This is a genomic window from Aurantimonas sp. A3-2-R12 (assembly GCF_036016755.1).
GTDB lineage: Bacteria > Pseudomonadota > Alphaproteobacteria > Rhizobiales > Rhizobiaceae > Aurantimonas > Aurantimonas coralicida_A.
On the sequence record NZ_JAYXIH010000020.1, the window covers coordinates 1 to 14,352 of the forward strand.

The window sequence follows — 14,352 nt, forward strand, 5'->3', positions numbered from 1 at the left end:
CCCAAAGCTCCAGCGTCGTCTCGATCGATGCGCCCATCATCCATGACCTCCGAATCATGGTCGCCCATGGATTCAGAACTCGTCGAAAGACGCAACTGTAATGCTAGGCCGCCGAACGTCCGGATCCCAGCTGCGCCGGATGGGTTTCGGGACGAATGGTTAATGCGGTGCTATCTGCACGCTCCAAAGCTTCAAGGCGACGGCAATCTTCCTTGTGCAGGATCACAGGGTGCAGATTAAGGCGACCGGGGCACAGGCCATCCACGGCTTCCCCGTCGCGCCATGTCCTGCGGGCGCGCGGCGGGGACCATGGATCACGAAGCCGCAGGCCGCGTCAGCCGCAATTTTCAGCTTAACTGCTACGATACCCGCTTTGGAACGCATCCCGGCGGATCGCGACAAGGATGAGGGTCATGAAGGAAAAGATCGACAGGATCATCCACTCGTTCAGGAGGACACCGTGGAACGATCCGAAGGTGACGACCAGAAAGACGAAGGCATAGGAGGTCTCCGGCACGAGATGGCCGGGCGAACATCGCGTGACGCGGACGAGAAAGACCGCGAAGATCGACATGAGCAGCGCCAGCCCGACCAGACCGTTCGAGGTCGCCTCATCGACGAACAGATTATGCAGATGCGTGAAGCCGGCGACATAGGATGCGTTCATCGGCGAAACCGCTGCGGCGACCGCGTCCATTCGTTCCATCCCGCCGACGCCGGCGATCGGGTGCTTGGAAACAAGGTCAAAGGCTCCCGCCCACATGACGAGGCGGACGTCCATCGATCCCGTGGCGACGCCGGTCTCGTTCAGTCTCTGCAACTCCGCCACGCCCGCGTCGATACGCTGCATGACGATCGAACTCACCGGCACGGCGGCCGCTATCAAAACAGCCGCGATCGGCAGCAGCATCCATCGCAAGCGAACCGGCGTCTGCCGCCTCTGCCGGATGAGATGGACCGCGTCGAACAGCGCAACCAGCAGATAGACGAGCCACGCCGCCCGGGTGCCCGATAGCAGGACCGGTACGAAGGAGAGATAGAACCAGAGTCGGCTGTTGGGAAGAAGAGAGGCTGGGCGTCGGGCGTCCAGCCGGGCGGCAAGACCGGCCGTCGCAGCCAGAAAGGCGACGATCGCGGCGTTGCCGCCAAGATCGATCCGGCCCCCGATGACCATCGGGTCGAAGGGAATCAAAGCCAGGACGGCGAGAATGGCCGCGCGCGAGCCGAGGATCAGCGCATCCATCGGTTCTCGCACCAGGCTGATCGATAGCGGCAGAAAGACAAAGCCGAGCATGATGAGGCTGTAGGAGAACATCCGGTTGCCGTCTACGGGTTCGTTCCGGAATACCATGAGCCCGATCGACCAACTCGCATAGGCGATGATCGCAGCGCAAAAGGCCGTGTCGGCATAGCGCCAGGTCCGATGCCGGGCAAAGCCCAAATTGACGCCGATCAGGCCGAAGAAGAGAAAGGCTCCCTTGGCGATGGGATTGCCGATGGCCAGCAGGGCGATCGCCAAGGCAATGAGCGGCGCATCGAAGGAGCGCCGCGCCAGGAGCCAGCGTTTGATCATCGTTCGGTGCGCGCGCTGAGGCCGAAGCGGGCCCGCCGCACCACTTCCGCCGTCCGGAAGAGCAAGGTCGTCAGACGCCGCCACGGCGCCAGCCGCATCGCCGCGTACTTCTTGCGTCCGCCGATCAGGCTCTGCTGGGTGAGCGGATTGCCGGAAACCAGGTCCGGTTCGACGTGGCGCACCCTGACGCCGAGCGCCCAGCCGCGTTCCAGCGCCACATCGTAGGGAAGCTGCATCGGAACGAGCCGCTGCCGCAGGGTTTTCGCGCCCTGCCGATTGACCAGGTAGGCGGCCGAGCTACCGGTCGGACCGAACAGCGACGTCCCCAGCCGGTGACCACCGCCGATCGAACGGTGCGCGCGGAACGCCGGCAGGCGATGGTGCATCAGTTTCACGACGTCCCAATCGTCCACGGCAACGATCCGATCGAGTACCGGCAGGAGCGCGGGCGTCAGTCGCACATCGTCCTCGAAGATCACCGCGATGTCGGCATCGCTGGCCAGGAAGGCATCGAACACGTCGATATGGCTTTGATAACAGCCATATTCCCCGTCCATCGGGATCTTGCCGTGCAGGCGGCGAAACCCGCTCTCGTCCAGGATATCACGCGCCTGAGGCGGCACGGTCTTCCCATCGACCGCCTGCACTCGTATCAGGTCGATGCCGATCGCGGCAGCGTCTGCGCTGATCGCCGCAAGGCGCTCCGGAGACCGATCCAGATTGATGACGTAGTAATTGATCTTCAAGACAACACTTTCACAGACGGGCCGGTCCCCGTTTCGAGTGTCGATTGCGCGAACATCAGGCAATGTCAAGGCAAGCTCAGTCGCCCCGGAAAGCACCACAGTTGCGCATGCCAGCGTGCTGTCCGGTGTGCGAGGGCTGCGGTGGCTTGATGGCTTCTTCGCCATCGCCGCCACGCCCATACGAAGCTGTCGGGTGGCGGTCTCGTTATAACGAGGCGGGCGAGAAGCCGGCGGATCTCGGGCGGGGTCAGCAGACCGGCCAGCGCGATGGACATACGACTTGGTCCGCGTGTGCGGGCGGGCTCGTTTTGTTCGCCGGGGGGCGGCTGAAGTTCCAAGCACGCCCCCGAGATGATAGGGGCTACAGCACGCTTCTATCGCTGCGATGCAGGAAGGCAGCTTAACGACAAACTTCACAACACCGTCGCGACGAAGCCGCCGCCGCAAGACGGTAGCACCGGTCTCGTCGAGCCCGACGGGGTTGCATACGTTCTTGCCAAGATCACTTCCACGCATCAATATCGACATCGGTCCGCGGATTGCACCCCTGTAAGTGGCTGCTGCTTACGGGGGAAAGCAGCGGGAGATGCGGATGCATGACGGGAAAATGAAAGACTGGTTGCGCTTCCTGCCGGGAGGGAGAAGCCGTGTCGAACGGCTGTTCACCGATGCCGAACGCGGTATTTTTCGCGCCTGTTTTGCGGGATAAAGATAGGAACAATGCAGATCCTCATGACCGGCGCCGGCGGCTTCGTCGGACGACATGTCGCGGCGAGACTGAACGAACAGGGACATCGCGTGCTGGCGCTGTCGCGCGGCATTGCGCCCGAGGACCGGACGGACGCGGTGATGGGTCCGGCTGTTCTCGCCGAGATCGAGGCATGGAAAGAATGGCCAGAAGGCACCGACGCCGTCATCCATCTGGGGGCACTCAACCCGTCACGAAGCGAACCGCAAAGCGGCGACCTTGCCGCCCTCCGTCGCGCCAATGTCGAGGCGACCGCTGCTCTGGCGCGGCGGGCCGCGCGCGAGCGCGTCCGCCGCATGATCTTCATCAGCAGCGCCAACGTCCATGGGCCCACGGCAGACAAGAGCGTCTCGGCATCGGATCCACTCGCTCCGGGCAGTCCCTACGCCATCTCCAAGGCGGAGGCGGAGGCCGCCTTCTGGAGCAGCTTGTCCGGCACCGAAACGGAAGGATGCGTGCTCCGACCAGCCCCCGTCTACGGGGCTGGCGGGAGGGGCAACGTTGCGGTTCTGGTCAAGCTCGCAAGAATGGCCGGTGCCTCTGCCGCTAGAGGGGCTGGGTGGGCCGCGCAGCTTGGTGGCCGTCGATCATCTGGCACAGGTGATCGCCGCATCTCTTGATGTCCCCGCCGCAGCCGGAACGACGCTCCTGGTCGCCGACGAGGAACCTATCACGCCAGCAGGAATCGTGCGCGCGCTCCGCACCGGCTGGGGCTGCGCGCCGCTTCTTCTTCCGGCGCCGGTGGGCGTTCTGCAACGATGGATAGGCGCGATGGGAAAGGACACGGTCTGGCGTGCCGCAACGGCGCCGTTTGTGCTGGAAACGCAACCGCTGAAAGACATCCTTGGCTGGAGTTCGCCGCTGACGACGCAGGAGAAGCTGCGTCGGCTCGCCGCCGACGGGGTTCTCTGATCCATCCCCCCACAAACGAATGGAATCGCGGCGGCCCTCTCGGGCGCGACCCTCGCGCCGGGCCTCATGACTTGGCACGACGTCCGGCGTCGCCCTCGAGCGGGGTCGCCCTCTCTTGACCGTGCGCGGCGAGTGGAGGAGATTGACGGGGGTAAGCCTAGCATTACAGTTGCGCTTTTGATTTGAGGTGTGATTGTCGAGCGGCGGCCTGATGGGCTCGTCGCCAGAGCGACCATGCGATGACATGGGCGGGCTGGATTTTTCGTCGAGCAAGGCGGGTGGCGATGCGTCGGATTTCCTGGATCGACCACCGGATCAGCGGCGGGGCGCGCGCTTTATCCGGCGTATTGTTTTTTGGGGCGCGGCGTTGGCGTGATGGCGGATCGCGGCCATCATGGCGAAGGCGAGCATGACGAGCGAGACGTGGCGATGCCAGCCATGCCAGGAACGGGTCTCGTTGTGGTCGAGGCCGAGCTCGTTCTTGGCCGTCTCGAAGCCGTCCTCGATGGCCCAGCGATGGCCTTCGACCTTGACCAGCGTTTCGATGGAGGCGCCGGCGGGGCACCATGTGGAGAAGAAGGCGAGATCCTCGTCGGCGATGTTGCGGCGGACCAAAAGACCGCGTGTCCAGATGCCGGGGAACGCGGCATCGAAATCGCCGGCGTCGAGATCGGCCAGTTCGAGATAGGCCCAGTCATGCAGCCTCTCGCCCTTGGTCCCATTGCCCGCCGACAGACGCCGCCATGCATCGTCTGGCAGGCTTTCGGCGATGTCTTTTGCCGGTCCGGCGATCGCCTGCGGCTTTGCCCACGAGCGGAAGGGGTGGTTGGCGTTGACGCCCAGCACATAGCCCTTGCCGGCGCGCCGCAGCGCCGTTTCGATGTCGCCGACGCCGTAGACGCTGTCGGCAGCCACCCAACTGAACGGCACGTTCGCGGCAGTGGCCCGCTCGATCATGGCGAGCGCGAGCGCCGGCTTGGTGGCAAAACCGATATCGTCCGGAACATGCGCCCTGGCCATGCGCGCCGGATCGTCCGTCCACGCCTTCGGCAGATAGAGCGCCCGGTCGATGAAGGCATGGCCGTGTCGGGAGACATAAGCCGCGAACACGCCGATCTGGCAATTGGCGATCTTGCCGGCCGAACCCGTATATTGCCGCGCAACGCCGCATGAGGCCTTGCCCTGCTTCAGGAAGCCGGTCTCATCCAGAACAAGCACCGCATCCGAGTCGGCCAAGGTCTCCAGCGCATAGTCGCGCACGATGGCGCGCAGCGCATCGGCGTCCCATCGGCCCCGACCCAGGATCGCCTGTTGACGCCACGGACCGGGATCGCCGGCGGCCTCCGCCCGCATCCAGCCTGTCTTGCGACGCTCCTCCCCAAGCAGCCCGTCCAGGAACAAGCCAGCTGAAGCCGCCAGTTCCCGGCGAAACAGCGGCTGCATCCGCGCCTTCACGTCCCGCAACGATGACGCCCAAAGTTCCAGCGTCGCCTCGACCGATATCCCAGACATCCATGACCTCCGAATCAGGGAAACCCATGGATTCAGACGTTCTCGAAATGCGCAACTGTAATGCTAGGCTCAAGCCGAGCGAGATCATCCCAGGTCACCTCGACAACGTAGGTGTCACAACCTGCTGATATCGCTCAGCTACTTTTCGCCCACCCTCTCAGAGGCGCCACCGATGGGGATCCCCAGATGCGGATCTGCGGCGTTTGGGCCGCCGCCAAGCAGCCGACTGCTCAAACATGGAAATCGTCGCTCTCCGGCTGGCCGAAAAGTTGGCGACGGCCGGCTCAAGTCAGTGAGCACCACTGTCGACCGTTTGCAACCGCGCCACCACGGGAACCGCGGGGTCAACGCGTTCGGCGCATTCAATCCTCTCAGGGGAAACAAAGGAACGTCTGCGACGTTTCCTCTCATCGAAGCAATCAGAGAAGCAATCCGGCGCCCCGCCGGACCAAGGGAGATCGACATGGCGACCAACACCGGCGAAGGCTATCGCAAGGGCTCCGTTACGGGCCGTACGCAGATGGAGCGCGACGACGGCACCCATCAAAAACGGGACGAGCGAACCGGCGAGTTCATGGAGGTCAAGCAGTCGGAGGGCAAGTTCAAGGGCGTCGCCAAGGAGCCGGACGGCCGCGACACCGAGAATTCCTGACGCTGCCACCCTCAGATCGCAATGACATTGGATCGCTTCGATCCGATGTCATTGACCATGGTCGTTTCCAGCAAGTGAGCGCGAAATGCAGGTGGATAACCGGTTCCCGCTTTTCTTCATTCCGTATCAAGGGCTCTTGCCTGGCGCACAATCCTCCGGCACCATTCTGTATATGACGCAACGGAAGATTGCTCGGTGAAAGCCTCTCTTGCCGTCGTCCTGCTCCTGGCGCTTATGACTTCGGCGGACGCCCGTTCCAAGGCTGCCGCCTATCTGGTCGAGGAACAGATCGCCCGCGCCTGCGAGGATGGTCGCGGCTCGATCGACCCGGCCGGCGTCATCGAACGGGATCTCGACGGCGACGGGCGCGACGATCTGATCATCGCCCATGAGGCGATTTCCTGCACGAGCGGCGGCCAGTTCGGGCGCAGCATGTTTTGCGGGATGCAGGTCCGTTCGGTGATGTTCTACCTCGCCGCGGCCCGCTGCTACAACTCGCCCATGAAATGCTCGGCGGCGGCGTCACGGTCGGCGGAGGCCGTGTCCCGGCGGTTTCGATGAACGCCCATGACGGCAACCGCGGTTCGGTCCAATGGAACGGCCGGATCTTCGACTGAGGCTCCCTCGCCCCGATGGCGCCAGCCGCCGAAAACAGAGCCCTCGCCGTTCATCCCTTCTCCGTCTAATTGTTGACAATCGACAATATGGCTTGATAGCAAAGGTGAGAATAGAATGCCGGTGAGGCACCGCGCCGGTGCGATCGAGCGCTCGGGCCATGCTGGCGACATCGCGCCACACCACGGCGCCGGCGCTTCCCACGAACGAAGGTTCTGCCATGGAACAGCGCACGCCCACCCACTTCACGCCGCAGAACGATCCGTCCGTCGGCGAAGGGCTGACGGCCGAGGTCGCGGCCTTCGTTCTGGATACCGGCTTCGATGACATTCCCTCGCAGGTCGTCGACCTAGCCAAGAAGTCGATCCTCGACGGGTTCGGCCTGGCGCTGTCGGGGTCCGTCGCGGCGTCCGGACGCTATGTGCAGCGGCATCTCAAGGACGTCGCCGGCGCCGGTTCGGCCATTGTAATCGGGACCGATATCCAGGTGCCGTCGCGCTTCGCCGCCTTCGCCAACGGGGTCGGCATTCACGCCGACGATTACGACGACACCCAGCTCGCCGTCGCCGACGATCGCGTCTACGGCCTGCTTACCCATCCGACCGCGCCGTGCCTGCCTGCCGCCTTCGCCGAGACCGAGACCCGTTCGCTGAGAGGGCGCGATCTGCTAGCCGCCTATCTCGTCGGGGTGGATGTCGAGTGCAAGATCGCCGAGGCGATCTCGCCCCGGCACTATCAGCACGGCTTTCACGCGACCGCCACCTGCGGAACCTTCGCCGCCGCCTCGGCCACCGGCAAGCTCAGGGGCTTCGACCAGGAAACGCTGCAGCGGGCGCTGTCCATCGCCGGCAGCCAGAGCGCCGGGCTGCGCGAGAATTTCGGCACGATGACCAAGCCCTTTCATGCCGGCCGCTCGTCGGAATCCGGCGTCGTCGCCTGCGATTTCGCCGAGATGGGATGGAGCGCGACGGACAAGATCCTCGAGGCGCCGCGCGGCTTCTTCCAGGCCCATGGCGGCGGCTATGATCTCAACGCCATTCGCGGCAAACTCGGCGCGCCCTGGAGCTTCGCCGATCCGGGAATCTCGATCAAACCGCACCCGTCGGGCTCCCTCACCCATCCCGGCATGACCGAGATGCTGGCGTTGATTGCCGCGCACGGCATCAAGGCCGAGGACGTCGAACGGGTCGACGTTGGCACCAACCACAACATGCAGAACGCCCTCATTCACCGCCGGCCCCGGAATGAACTCCAGGCAAAATTCTCGATGGAATTCTGCATGGCGATCCTGCTTCTCGACGGGCGGGCAAACCTGCCCGAATTCACCGACGAGACGGTGTTGCGCGATGATGTGCGGGCGCTGATCGAACGGGTTCATTTCGCCGTGCATCCGGAGGCCGAAGCGGCGGGCTACGCCAAGATGACGACGCTCATCGATATCCACATGAAGGATGGGCGGACGATTTCCGGCCGGGCCGATTTCGGCAAGGGATCGCCGGCCAATCCGATGAGCTACGACGAGGTGGCCGACAAATTCCGTGGCTGCGCCGAATTCGCCGGGTGGCCGAAGGAGAAGAGCGAGGCGATCATCGACCTTGTCGCGACCCTCGACACCGCCGCCGGCGTCGAGGGCCTCACGGCCGCTCTGAGCGCCTGACCGGATGGAGCGCGCGGAAGGGGCGTCGCGCGCCGGCTCCGTCGATTTGCGCGATAATGCCGTCCGCAAACGTTTCGGCGGCCGAAGACCCGGCCGCCGAAACAATGATGTAAGCTTGTCTGTCCCGATGGGAAATCAGACCACGGTCACCTTGAGATCGCCGATCCCGTCGATGTGGCCTTCGAGCACGTCGCCGCGACTGACGGCACCGACGCCGGCCGGCGTGCCGGTCATGATGACGTCGCCGGGCGCCAGCCGGAACAGGCCGGAGAGGTAGGAGATCGACTCGGCCACCTTCCAGATCATCTGGTTGAGGTCGCCGCTCTGGCGCGTCTCGCCATTGACCTTCAGCCAGATCGCGCCCGCATCCGGATGGCCGATCTCGGAGGCCGGCGCCACCGGAGAGACCGGCGCGGAGTCCTCGAACGCCTTACCAACTTCCCATGGCCGGCCCAGCTTCTTGGCCACGCCCTGCAAGTCGCGCCGGGTCATGTCGAGACCGACCGCGTAGCCATACACGTGCGACAGCGCGTCCTCGACCGGGATCTCCTCGCCGCCCTTGCCGAGACAGACGACGAGTTCGATCTCGTGATGCACGTCGGAGCTCTTGCCGGGATAGGGGAAGGTATCGCCAGTGGTCAGGTTGTCAGGATTTTTCTGGAAGAAGAATGGCTCTTCCTTGTTGGGGTCATGCCCCATCTCGATCGCATGGTCGGCGTAGTTGCGGCCGACGCAATAGACCCGCCGGACAGGAAACGTATCGGCGGAGCCGCGGACCGGAAGCGCCGGGATCGCGGCGGGCGTGAAGACGTGGGACATGGGCGATTTTCCTTGATTGAGGTGGATTGGGGTTAGCCGCGGCTGGCGGCATAGAAGTCGACGCGCCGCTCCAGCCAGGCGAGGCTTTCCGCCAGGATGAAGGCGAGCGCAAACAGGACCAGCAGCGCGGCCCAGAAATGCTCCATCAGGAAGCGCGAGCCGTATAGCTTGAACAGCGCGCCGAAGCCGACGATCGAGACCAGGAGTTGACCGATGATGACGCCCTTGACGGCGCGGATCACGCCGAGACGAATGCCGGCGAGGATTTCCGGCAGCGCCGCCCAGATGTAGATGCGCCGGAACGCCTGCCAGCGGCTGGCGCCGAAGACATGCGCCATCTCGACGAGCGACGGCGAGATAGACCGCACGCCTGCCCGCGAATCGAGGACGATGATCCAGATCGCGAACAAGACGACGGTGAGGATGATGGTCGTCTGGCCGAGACCGAACAGCACCATGATCACCGGCACCAGCGCGGTCAGCGGCGCCGACAGGAAGAGGTTGACCCAGGGCAGAAAGATCCGGTCGGCGATCACCGACCGGCCCATCAGGATGCCGAGCGGCACGCCGACCACGATCGCGATCACATTGCCGACGACGAAGGCATAGGCGGTCACGCCGAGCGCCGACATGAAGGTCCGGGTCGGCACGATCTCGACGAGTGTGACGAGGACGGCCGATAGCGGCGGCAGCAGAATGGTGACCTCGAGCTGGCCGACGATTTCCCACAGGATGGCCCAGAGGATGAGGGAGCCGACCATGGGGATGCGATGTCCGAAGATGATCATGCCGCGCCTCAGTCCAGATAGGTCTTGAGCGACTGCCAGATGGCGTCGACCGTATCGAGATAGACCGGATGCCGGCGGATCGCGTCGGCATCGCCGTCGCGATTGATGTCCGGCTCGATGATCTCGGCGATCCGGCCCGGCCGCGGCGACAACAGCACGATGCGATCGGAGACGTAGACCGCCTCCTCGATCGAATGGGTGACAAAGATGAAGGTCTTCTTCTCGTTTGCGACGAGGGTCAGTAGGTCTTCCTGGAACTTGCGGCGGTTCTGTTCATCGACCGCCGAGAACGGCTCGTCCATCATCAGGACGTCGGCGTCGACCGACAGCGCCCGGGCGAGACCGACCCGCTGGCGCATGCCGCCGGACAGCTCATGCGGATAGCGCTCCTCGAAGCCGCCGAGACCCACCTGGGCGATGTATTTGCGGGATATCTCCTCGCGCTCGGCCTTCGGCGTGCCGCGCAGTTCCAGCCCGAATGCGACGTTCCGCAGCACCGTCGCCCAAGGCATCAGCGCGAAGTCCTGGAACACGAAGGCGCGCTCGGGACCGGGTCCGGCGACCGGCTTGCCGTTGACCAGCACTTCGCCCGAGGTCGCCGGCAGCAGGCCGGCGATGATCTTCAAAAGCGTGGTTTTGCCGCAGCCGGACGGGCCAAGCAGCGAGGTCAACTGGCCGCGCGGAAAATCGACACTGACGTTTTCGAGCGCCTGAACACCGCCAGGATAGAGTTTGCTGACATTGCGGACAGCGACGACGGAATCGGTGACAGGCGACGGAGCGGCGAAGGCAAGGGGAGCGATGGCGTTCACGAAATGGCTCGCTTCTCGGGTCTGAAGATCGTGACCTCGACGCGCTCGATCAGTTCGATGAACAGCACGGAAAACACGATGATGGACAGGATCGCGGCGTACATGCCGGGATAGTTCGCGATGGAGCGGTTGTAGGTGATCAGATCGCCGACCCCGGTTGGCGTGATCAGCAGTTCGGCGAGGATCGCGCCAATGAAGCCCGAGGCGGCACCGAGCCGAAGCCCGGCGAAGATGACAGGGCTGGCCGCCGGCAGGATGATCCGCGTGATCACCTTCCACCGGGGCGCGAGAAACGAGCGCCCCATCTCGACGAGCGATGCGGGCGTATGACGGACCGCGGCGTAGGAGTTCAGTACGATCACCGGCATCGCCATGATGCAGACGACGATGGTCTTCGACGTCAGTCCGATGCCGTAGGAGAACACGATCAGCGGGATGAGCGCGGCGAGCGGCGCGGCCTGCGCGACAATAAAGATCGGTGAGGCCACCCACTCGGCCTTGGAATTGAGGCCCATGGCGACCCCGATCGCAACGCCGAAGATGGCCGAAATGACAAGACCGAGGATCAGCGGCTGCAGGGTGATCGAGAAGGCCACGATCAGCGAACCGTCGGCCAGCATCTCCCACAGCGCGGCCATCGTTTCGGTAAAGGTCGGAAAAGCCGGGCTGATCGGCACCAGGCCGGCCCATTGCCAGGCGACACAGAACACGATCACCGAGAGGACCCGCAGGGTTAGCGGATGGGTCAGGAACGTGAATGCCGCATTGGGCTGCCGGTCACGGAGGGCGGACGGCTGCCCGCCCATTCCGTAGGGCAGGAACCGGGAGAGGCGGAGCCCGGCAGGCTCCGCCTCCATGTCGTGATGCTCAGCCACCGAGCTTCTGCTCCGCCCGCTGCAGCGGGCCAAGGTCCCAGAAATCCTCGACCTTCAGTGTGTCGGCTGGGCCATCGAGCTGGCCGGCCTTGGTGTAGAAGTCGAAATCGGCCTTGGCCGTGTCCATGCCGCCCTTGGGGTCGAACAGCTCGTTTTCGACGCCCTCAGTATAGAATGGCGTAACTTCGTCGAGAATTTCCTGCGGCTGATCGGAGAGCAGGTCGCGCTTGGCCCGCTCGGTTTCGATGATCGAAGGATCCTCGTTCATCTCCTTCCAAAGGCCCAGCAACTCCTCGACCAGGAGGTCAGCCTGTTCCGGATTGGCGGTGAGCCATTCCTGCGAGGCGAAGATCAGTTCGTCACTCGGCTTGGCGTCGAGGCCCGGCAGTACCTGGAACTTGTCGCCGGCCTTTGCCATCAGGATGTTCTTGTTGGCGAGATCGACGATGGTGGCGTTGATCGTACCGTTCATCATCGCGATGATGCGGTTTTCCGACCCGGGCACGTAATTGCGCTGGCCGAATTCGATCCCTTCCCGCTCGGCGATGATGTTGCCGATCGCCTCGGTGCCGGTGCCGCGCGCATGAAAGGTGAACGGCTGGCCGTCGAGATCCTTCCAGCTCTTGTATTCATTCGACGCGACCGGGAAGAATACCAGCCGCGACATCTGGAAGACGGCGCGCAGCGGCACCTTGGCCTTCTGGATGATCGTGTAGGGCGTGCCGACGCCGATATCGGCCTGACCGCTGACCAGTGCCTGGATCGCCAACTCCTCCTCGGCGAAAGACGTCAGCTCGTAGTCGAGGCCCTTTTCCTTGGCCCGGTCGAGCGCAACGAGAAATGCCAGCGTTTCCACCGACACCACATCGCCGAGCGCGACGCGGACCTTTTCCTGGGCGCTGACCGCCGGAATGCCGAAACCGATCGTCGCGGCGACGACGCCTGCGGCGAGCGTGCCTGTCATCTTAGTCCAAATTCGCATTGTATCCTCCCAATTGGCTTGTTTTGGTTGCTGCCGATAATGTGCCGCACCGGCCACTGACGGGCCAATCCCTTGCCAATACCCGATTGGTTAAGGCATAAGGGCCGGATGATCAAGCTGAACCATGCTGACCAAATGCGGAATCTGACGAAAGCCGAGATCGCCGGGCCGGGCGACGTCGACCGGGACCGGATCGACCGCAATGGCGGCGAGAGCGCCCTGGTGCAGCTTCGCGCCTATCTCGCGCAGAAGGAGTTCGCGCTGAACACCCGGCTGCCGCCGGAGCGCGAACTGGCGGAAATGATCGGCGTGTCACGCGGCGACCTCCGCAAGGCGCTTGCGGTGCTGGAGGAACACGGCGAGCTCTGGCGCCATGTCGGCAAGGGCACCTTCGTCGGTGCGCGCCCGGTCGCCGAGCTGGCCTCCGTCGCAATGATCGCCGATCAGACCAGCCCCGCCGAAGTGATGCGGGCGCGCCTGGTGATCGAACCGGAACTGGCGCGCGAGGCGGCGTTGCACGCCACCATCGACGACATCCGGGCGCTGCGGCTCTGCGTTTCCAGCGCCCGCCAGGCAGAGACCTGGCGGCAATATGAAAACTGGGACAACCGGCTTCACCGCACCATCGCGGAGGCCGGCAAGAATGCCCTGCTTCTTGCGATTTTCGACACGATCAACGCCGTCCGGCGCACCGTCGTCTGGGGCCGGTTGCGAACCGAGCTGCCACAGCCGCCAGTCGATCATCACAGCTTCGAAGAACATGATCTGATCGTCGATGCGATCGAGGAGCGCAATCTCGGCGCCGCGGCCACGCGAATGCGTTTGCACCTCCAGCAGGTCCAGACCCATCTGATCGCCCGCCACCAGTCGGCGGCGGAATAGTTGCGAGAAGCGGCGAACTCCGAGGCGGATTTGTTCTGCACTGCGAAAACCAATCCGGCATTGGTTATGCCCCCCCCCTGGAGAATTGTCTCGCGAGCAACAGCCGAAAAACACATCGTATCTGCTCCGATGACGGCGCCTACCCTCCCCCGCCGATGCTTCTGAGGACGGTCGACGACACCGGGGAACGCGGACCGTGCAGGAAAACCCAAGCCGGTGGCTCGCGAAACGGCAGGGCCGCGGCATGTCGCTCGGCCAACCGGGCATAGGCAAAGGCCTGCGCCATGGGGGCCGACAGAACCGATAATGTCGATCCTGGCCGGTCGACCACCGCGATGGGAAACGTCGCGACGATTCGCCGCCAATCCTGCCAGCGATGGAAGGAGGCGAGGCTATCTGCGCCCATGATCCAGACGAAGTGAATGCCCGGGCGTTTTCGACGCAAGAGCGCCAGCGTATCGGCGGTGTAACGGATGCGATGCGCCGCCTCGAAGGCGGTGACATCGTCGCGCGGTCCGCTGGCGAGCGCCTTGACGGTCCCCAGCCTTTCGCGGAGCGGGCGCAGATGGCCATTGTCCTTGAGCGGATTGCCGGGTGTAACCATCCACCAGATGCGATCAAGACGCAGTCGCCGCCGGGCGATCTCGGCGACCAGACGATGGCCCTGATGCGGCGGATTGAACGAGCCGCCGAACAACCCGACGACCATGCCTGGCTCTGTGTGGGGCATGGCGAGCGCCGCCGGATCGATACCGTCGGGCCAGCCGGCTTTCATGTCG

Annotated in this window: 15 protein-coding genes; 6 read left to right on the forward strand and 9 right to left on the reverse strand. The window is 64.1% G+C overall.

Annotation, left to right across the window (positions count from 1 at the left end):
- Nucleotides 1-352 precede the first annotated feature (352 nt).
- Together VSX60_RS11900 and VSX60_RS11905 are read right to left on the reverse strand one after the other, a co-directional pair.
- A complete protein-coding gene (locus tag VSX60_RS11900; protein ID WP_327624410.1) occupies nt 353-1,573 on the reverse strand; it encodes an O-antigen ligase family protein in 1,221 nt (406 codons plus the stop codon).
- Nucleotides 1,570-2,484, reverse strand: a complete 915-nt coding sequence (locus VSX60_RS11905) for a glycosyltransferase family 25 protein (protein ID WP_327624411.1) — start codon at nt 2,482-2,484, stop codon at nt 1,570-1,572. Before VSX60_RS11905 ends, VSX60_RS11900 begins: the two co-directional genes overlap by 4 nt.
- A gap of 555 nt (nt 2,485-3,039) precedes the next feature.
- Between VSX60_RS11905 and VSX60_RS11910 the strand changes: the two genes are divergently transcribed.
- Both VSX60_RS11910 and VSX60_RS11915 read left to right on the forward strand, forming a co-directional pair.
- Nucleotides 3,040-3,687 carry an NAD-dependent epimerase/dehydratase family protein gene (locus tag VSX60_RS11910; RefSeq protein ID WP_327624413.1) on the forward strand — a complete coding sequence of 216 codons (648 nt, stop codon included), beginning with the start codon at nt 3,040-3,042 and terminating at the stop codon, nt 3,685-3,687.
- Nucleotides 3,641-3,979 (forward strand): hypothetical protein, encoded by a 339-nt coding sequence (locus tag VSX60_RS11915; RefSeq protein ID WP_327624414.1) that lies wholly within the window; start codon nt 3,641-3,643, stop codon nt 3,977-3,979. Before VSX60_RS11910 ends, VSX60_RS11915 begins: the two co-directional genes overlap by 47 nt.
- A gap of 315 nt (nt 3,980-4,294) precedes the next feature.
- On the opposite strand, the gene VSX60_RS11920 is transcribed toward VSX60_RS11915, so the two are convergent.
- Nucleotides 4,295-5,491, reverse strand: coding sequence for an IS701 family transposase (locus VSX60_RS11920; RefSeq protein WP_327624415.1), 1,197 nt, complete (start codon nt 5,489-5,491; stop codon nt 4,295-4,297).
- Between the two features lie 463 nt (nt 5,492-5,954).
- On the opposite strand from VSX60_RS11920, the gene VSX60_RS11925 reads away from it, so the two are divergent.
- The 3 genes from VSX60_RS11925 to VSX60_RS11935 all read left to right on the forward strand — a co-directional run bounded on the left by VSX60_RS11925 (nt 5,955) and on the right by VSX60_RS11935 (nt 8,415).
- On the forward strand, nt 5,955-6,143 hold the full coding sequence (locus tag VSX60_RS11925) for a hypothetical protein (RefSeq protein ID WP_327624416.1): 189 nt from the start codon (nt 5,955-5,957) through the stop codon (nt 6,141-6,143).
- A 195-nt stretch (nt 6,144-6,338) separates the two neighbouring features.
- Nucleotides 6,339-6,704 (forward strand): hypothetical protein, encoded by a 366-nt coding sequence (locus VSX60_RS11930; protein ID WP_327624417.1) that lies wholly within the window; start codon nt 6,339-6,341, stop codon nt 6,702-6,704.
- Nucleotides 6,705-6,978: 274 nt separating this feature from the next.
- Complete coding sequence (locus VSX60_RS11935; RefSeq protein WP_327624418.1) at nt 6,979-8,415, forward strand: MmgE/PrpD family protein; 1,437 nt, start codon at nt 6,979-6,981, stop codon at nt 8,413-8,415.
- A 135-nt stretch (nt 8,416-8,550) separates the two neighbouring features.
- Here the strand turns inward: VSX60_RS11935 and VSX60_RS11940 are convergent, their stop codons facing one another.
- The 5 genes from VSX60_RS11940 to VSX60_RS11960 are packed head-to-tail and all read right to left on the reverse strand — an operon-like array spanning nt 8,551 to nt 12,691.
- Complete coding sequence (locus VSX60_RS11940; protein ID WP_327624419.1) at nt 8,551-9,234, reverse strand: fumarylacetoacetate hydrolase family protein; 684 nt, start codon at nt 9,232-9,234, stop codon at nt 8,551-8,553.
- A gap of 32 nt (nt 9,235-9,266) precedes the next feature.
- The gene (locus tag VSX60_RS11945; protein ID WP_327624420.1) at nt 9,267-10,022 is read right to left on the reverse strand and encodes an ABC transporter permease; all 756 of its coding nucleotides are present in this window, start codon (nt 10,020-10,022) and stop codon (nt 9,267-9,269) included.
- Nucleotides 10,023-10,030: 8 nt separating this feature from the next.
- Complete coding sequence (locus tag VSX60_RS11950) at nt 10,031-10,834, reverse strand: ABC transporter ATP-binding protein (protein WP_327624421.1); 804 nt, start codon at nt 10,832-10,834, stop codon at nt 10,031-10,033.
- Nucleotides 10,831-11,709, reverse strand: a complete 879-nt coding sequence (locus tag VSX60_RS11955) for an ABC transporter permease (RefSeq protein ID WP_327624423.1) — start codon at nt 11,707-11,709, stop codon at nt 10,831-10,833. Before VSX60_RS11955 ends, VSX60_RS11950 begins: the two co-directional genes overlap by 4 nt.
- Nucleotides 11,702-12,691 carry an ABC transporter substrate-binding protein gene (locus VSX60_RS11960; RefSeq protein ID WP_327624425.1) on the reverse strand — a complete coding sequence of 330 codons (990 nt, stop codon included), beginning with the start codon at nt 12,689-12,691 and terminating at the stop codon, nt 11,702-11,704. Before VSX60_RS11960 ends, VSX60_RS11955 begins: the two co-directional genes overlap by 8 nt.
- A 108-nt stretch (nt 12,692-12,799) precedes the next feature.
- On the opposite strand from VSX60_RS11960, the gene VSX60_RS11965 reads away from it, so the two are divergent.
- Nucleotides 12,800-13,573 carry a FadR/GntR family transcriptional regulator gene (locus VSX60_RS11965; RefSeq protein ID WP_327624426.1) on the forward strand — a complete coding sequence of 258 codons (774 nt, stop codon included), beginning with the start codon at nt 12,800-12,802 and terminating at the stop codon, nt 13,571-13,573.
- 139 nt (nt 13,574-13,712) lie between these two features.
- Here VSX60_RS11965 and VSX60_RS11970 read toward each other — a convergent pair whose 3' ends face one another.
- On the reverse strand, nt 13,713-14,348 hold the full coding sequence (locus tag VSX60_RS11970) for a nicotinate-nucleotide adenylyltransferase (protein WP_327624494.1): 636 nt from the start codon (nt 14,346-14,348) through the stop codon (nt 13,713-13,715).
- Between the last annotated feature and the right edge of the window lie 4 nt (nt 14,349-14,352).

Excerpts from the sequence above, each read along its gene's own strand:
- VSX60_RS11900 (WP_327624410.1), bottom strand. The coding sequence starts at position 1,573 with ATGATCAAACGCTGGCTCCTGGCGCGGCGCTCCTTCGATGCGCCGCTC.
- VSX60_RS11905 (WP_327624411.1), bottom strand. The coding sequence starts at position 2,484 with ATGGCGAAGAAGCCATCAAGCCACCGCAGCCCTCGCACACCGGACAGC.
- VSX60_RS11910 (WP_327624413.1), top strand. The coding sequence starts at position 3,040 with ATGCAGATCCTCATGACCGGCGCCGGCGGCTTCGTCGGACGACATGTC.
- VSX60_RS11920 (WP_327624415.1), bottom strand. The coding sequence starts at position 5,491 with ATGTCTGGGATATCGGTCGAGGCGACGCTGGAACTTTGGGCGTCATCG.
- VSX60_RS11925 (WP_327624416.1), top strand. The coding sequence starts at position 5,955 with ATGGCGACCAACACCGGCGAAGGCTATCGCAAGGGCTCCGTTACGGGC.
- VSX60_RS11935 (WP_327624418.1), top strand. The coding sequence starts at position 6,979 with ATGGAACAGCGCACGCCCACCCACTTCACGCCGCAGAACGATCCGTCC.
- VSX60_RS11940 (WP_327624419.1), bottom strand. The coding sequence starts at position 9,234 with ATGTCCCACGTCTTCACGCCCGCCGCGATCCCGGCGCTTCCGGTCCGC.
- VSX60_RS11945 (WP_327624420.1), bottom strand. The coding sequence starts at position 10,022 with ATGATCATCTTCGGACATCGCATCCCCATGGTCGGCTCCCTCATCCTC.
- VSX60_RS11960 (WP_327624425.1), bottom strand. The coding sequence starts at position 12,691 with ATGCGAATTTGGACTAAGATGACAGGCACGCTCGCCGCAGGCGTCGTC.
- VSX60_RS11965 (WP_327624426.1), top strand. The coding sequence starts at position 12,800 with ATGATCAAGCTGAACCATGCTGACCAAATGCGGAATCTGACGAAAGCC.
- VSX60_RS11970 (WP_327624494.1), bottom strand. The coding sequence starts at position 14,348 with ATGAAAGCCGGCTGGCCCGACGGTATCGATCCGGCGGCGCTCGCCATG.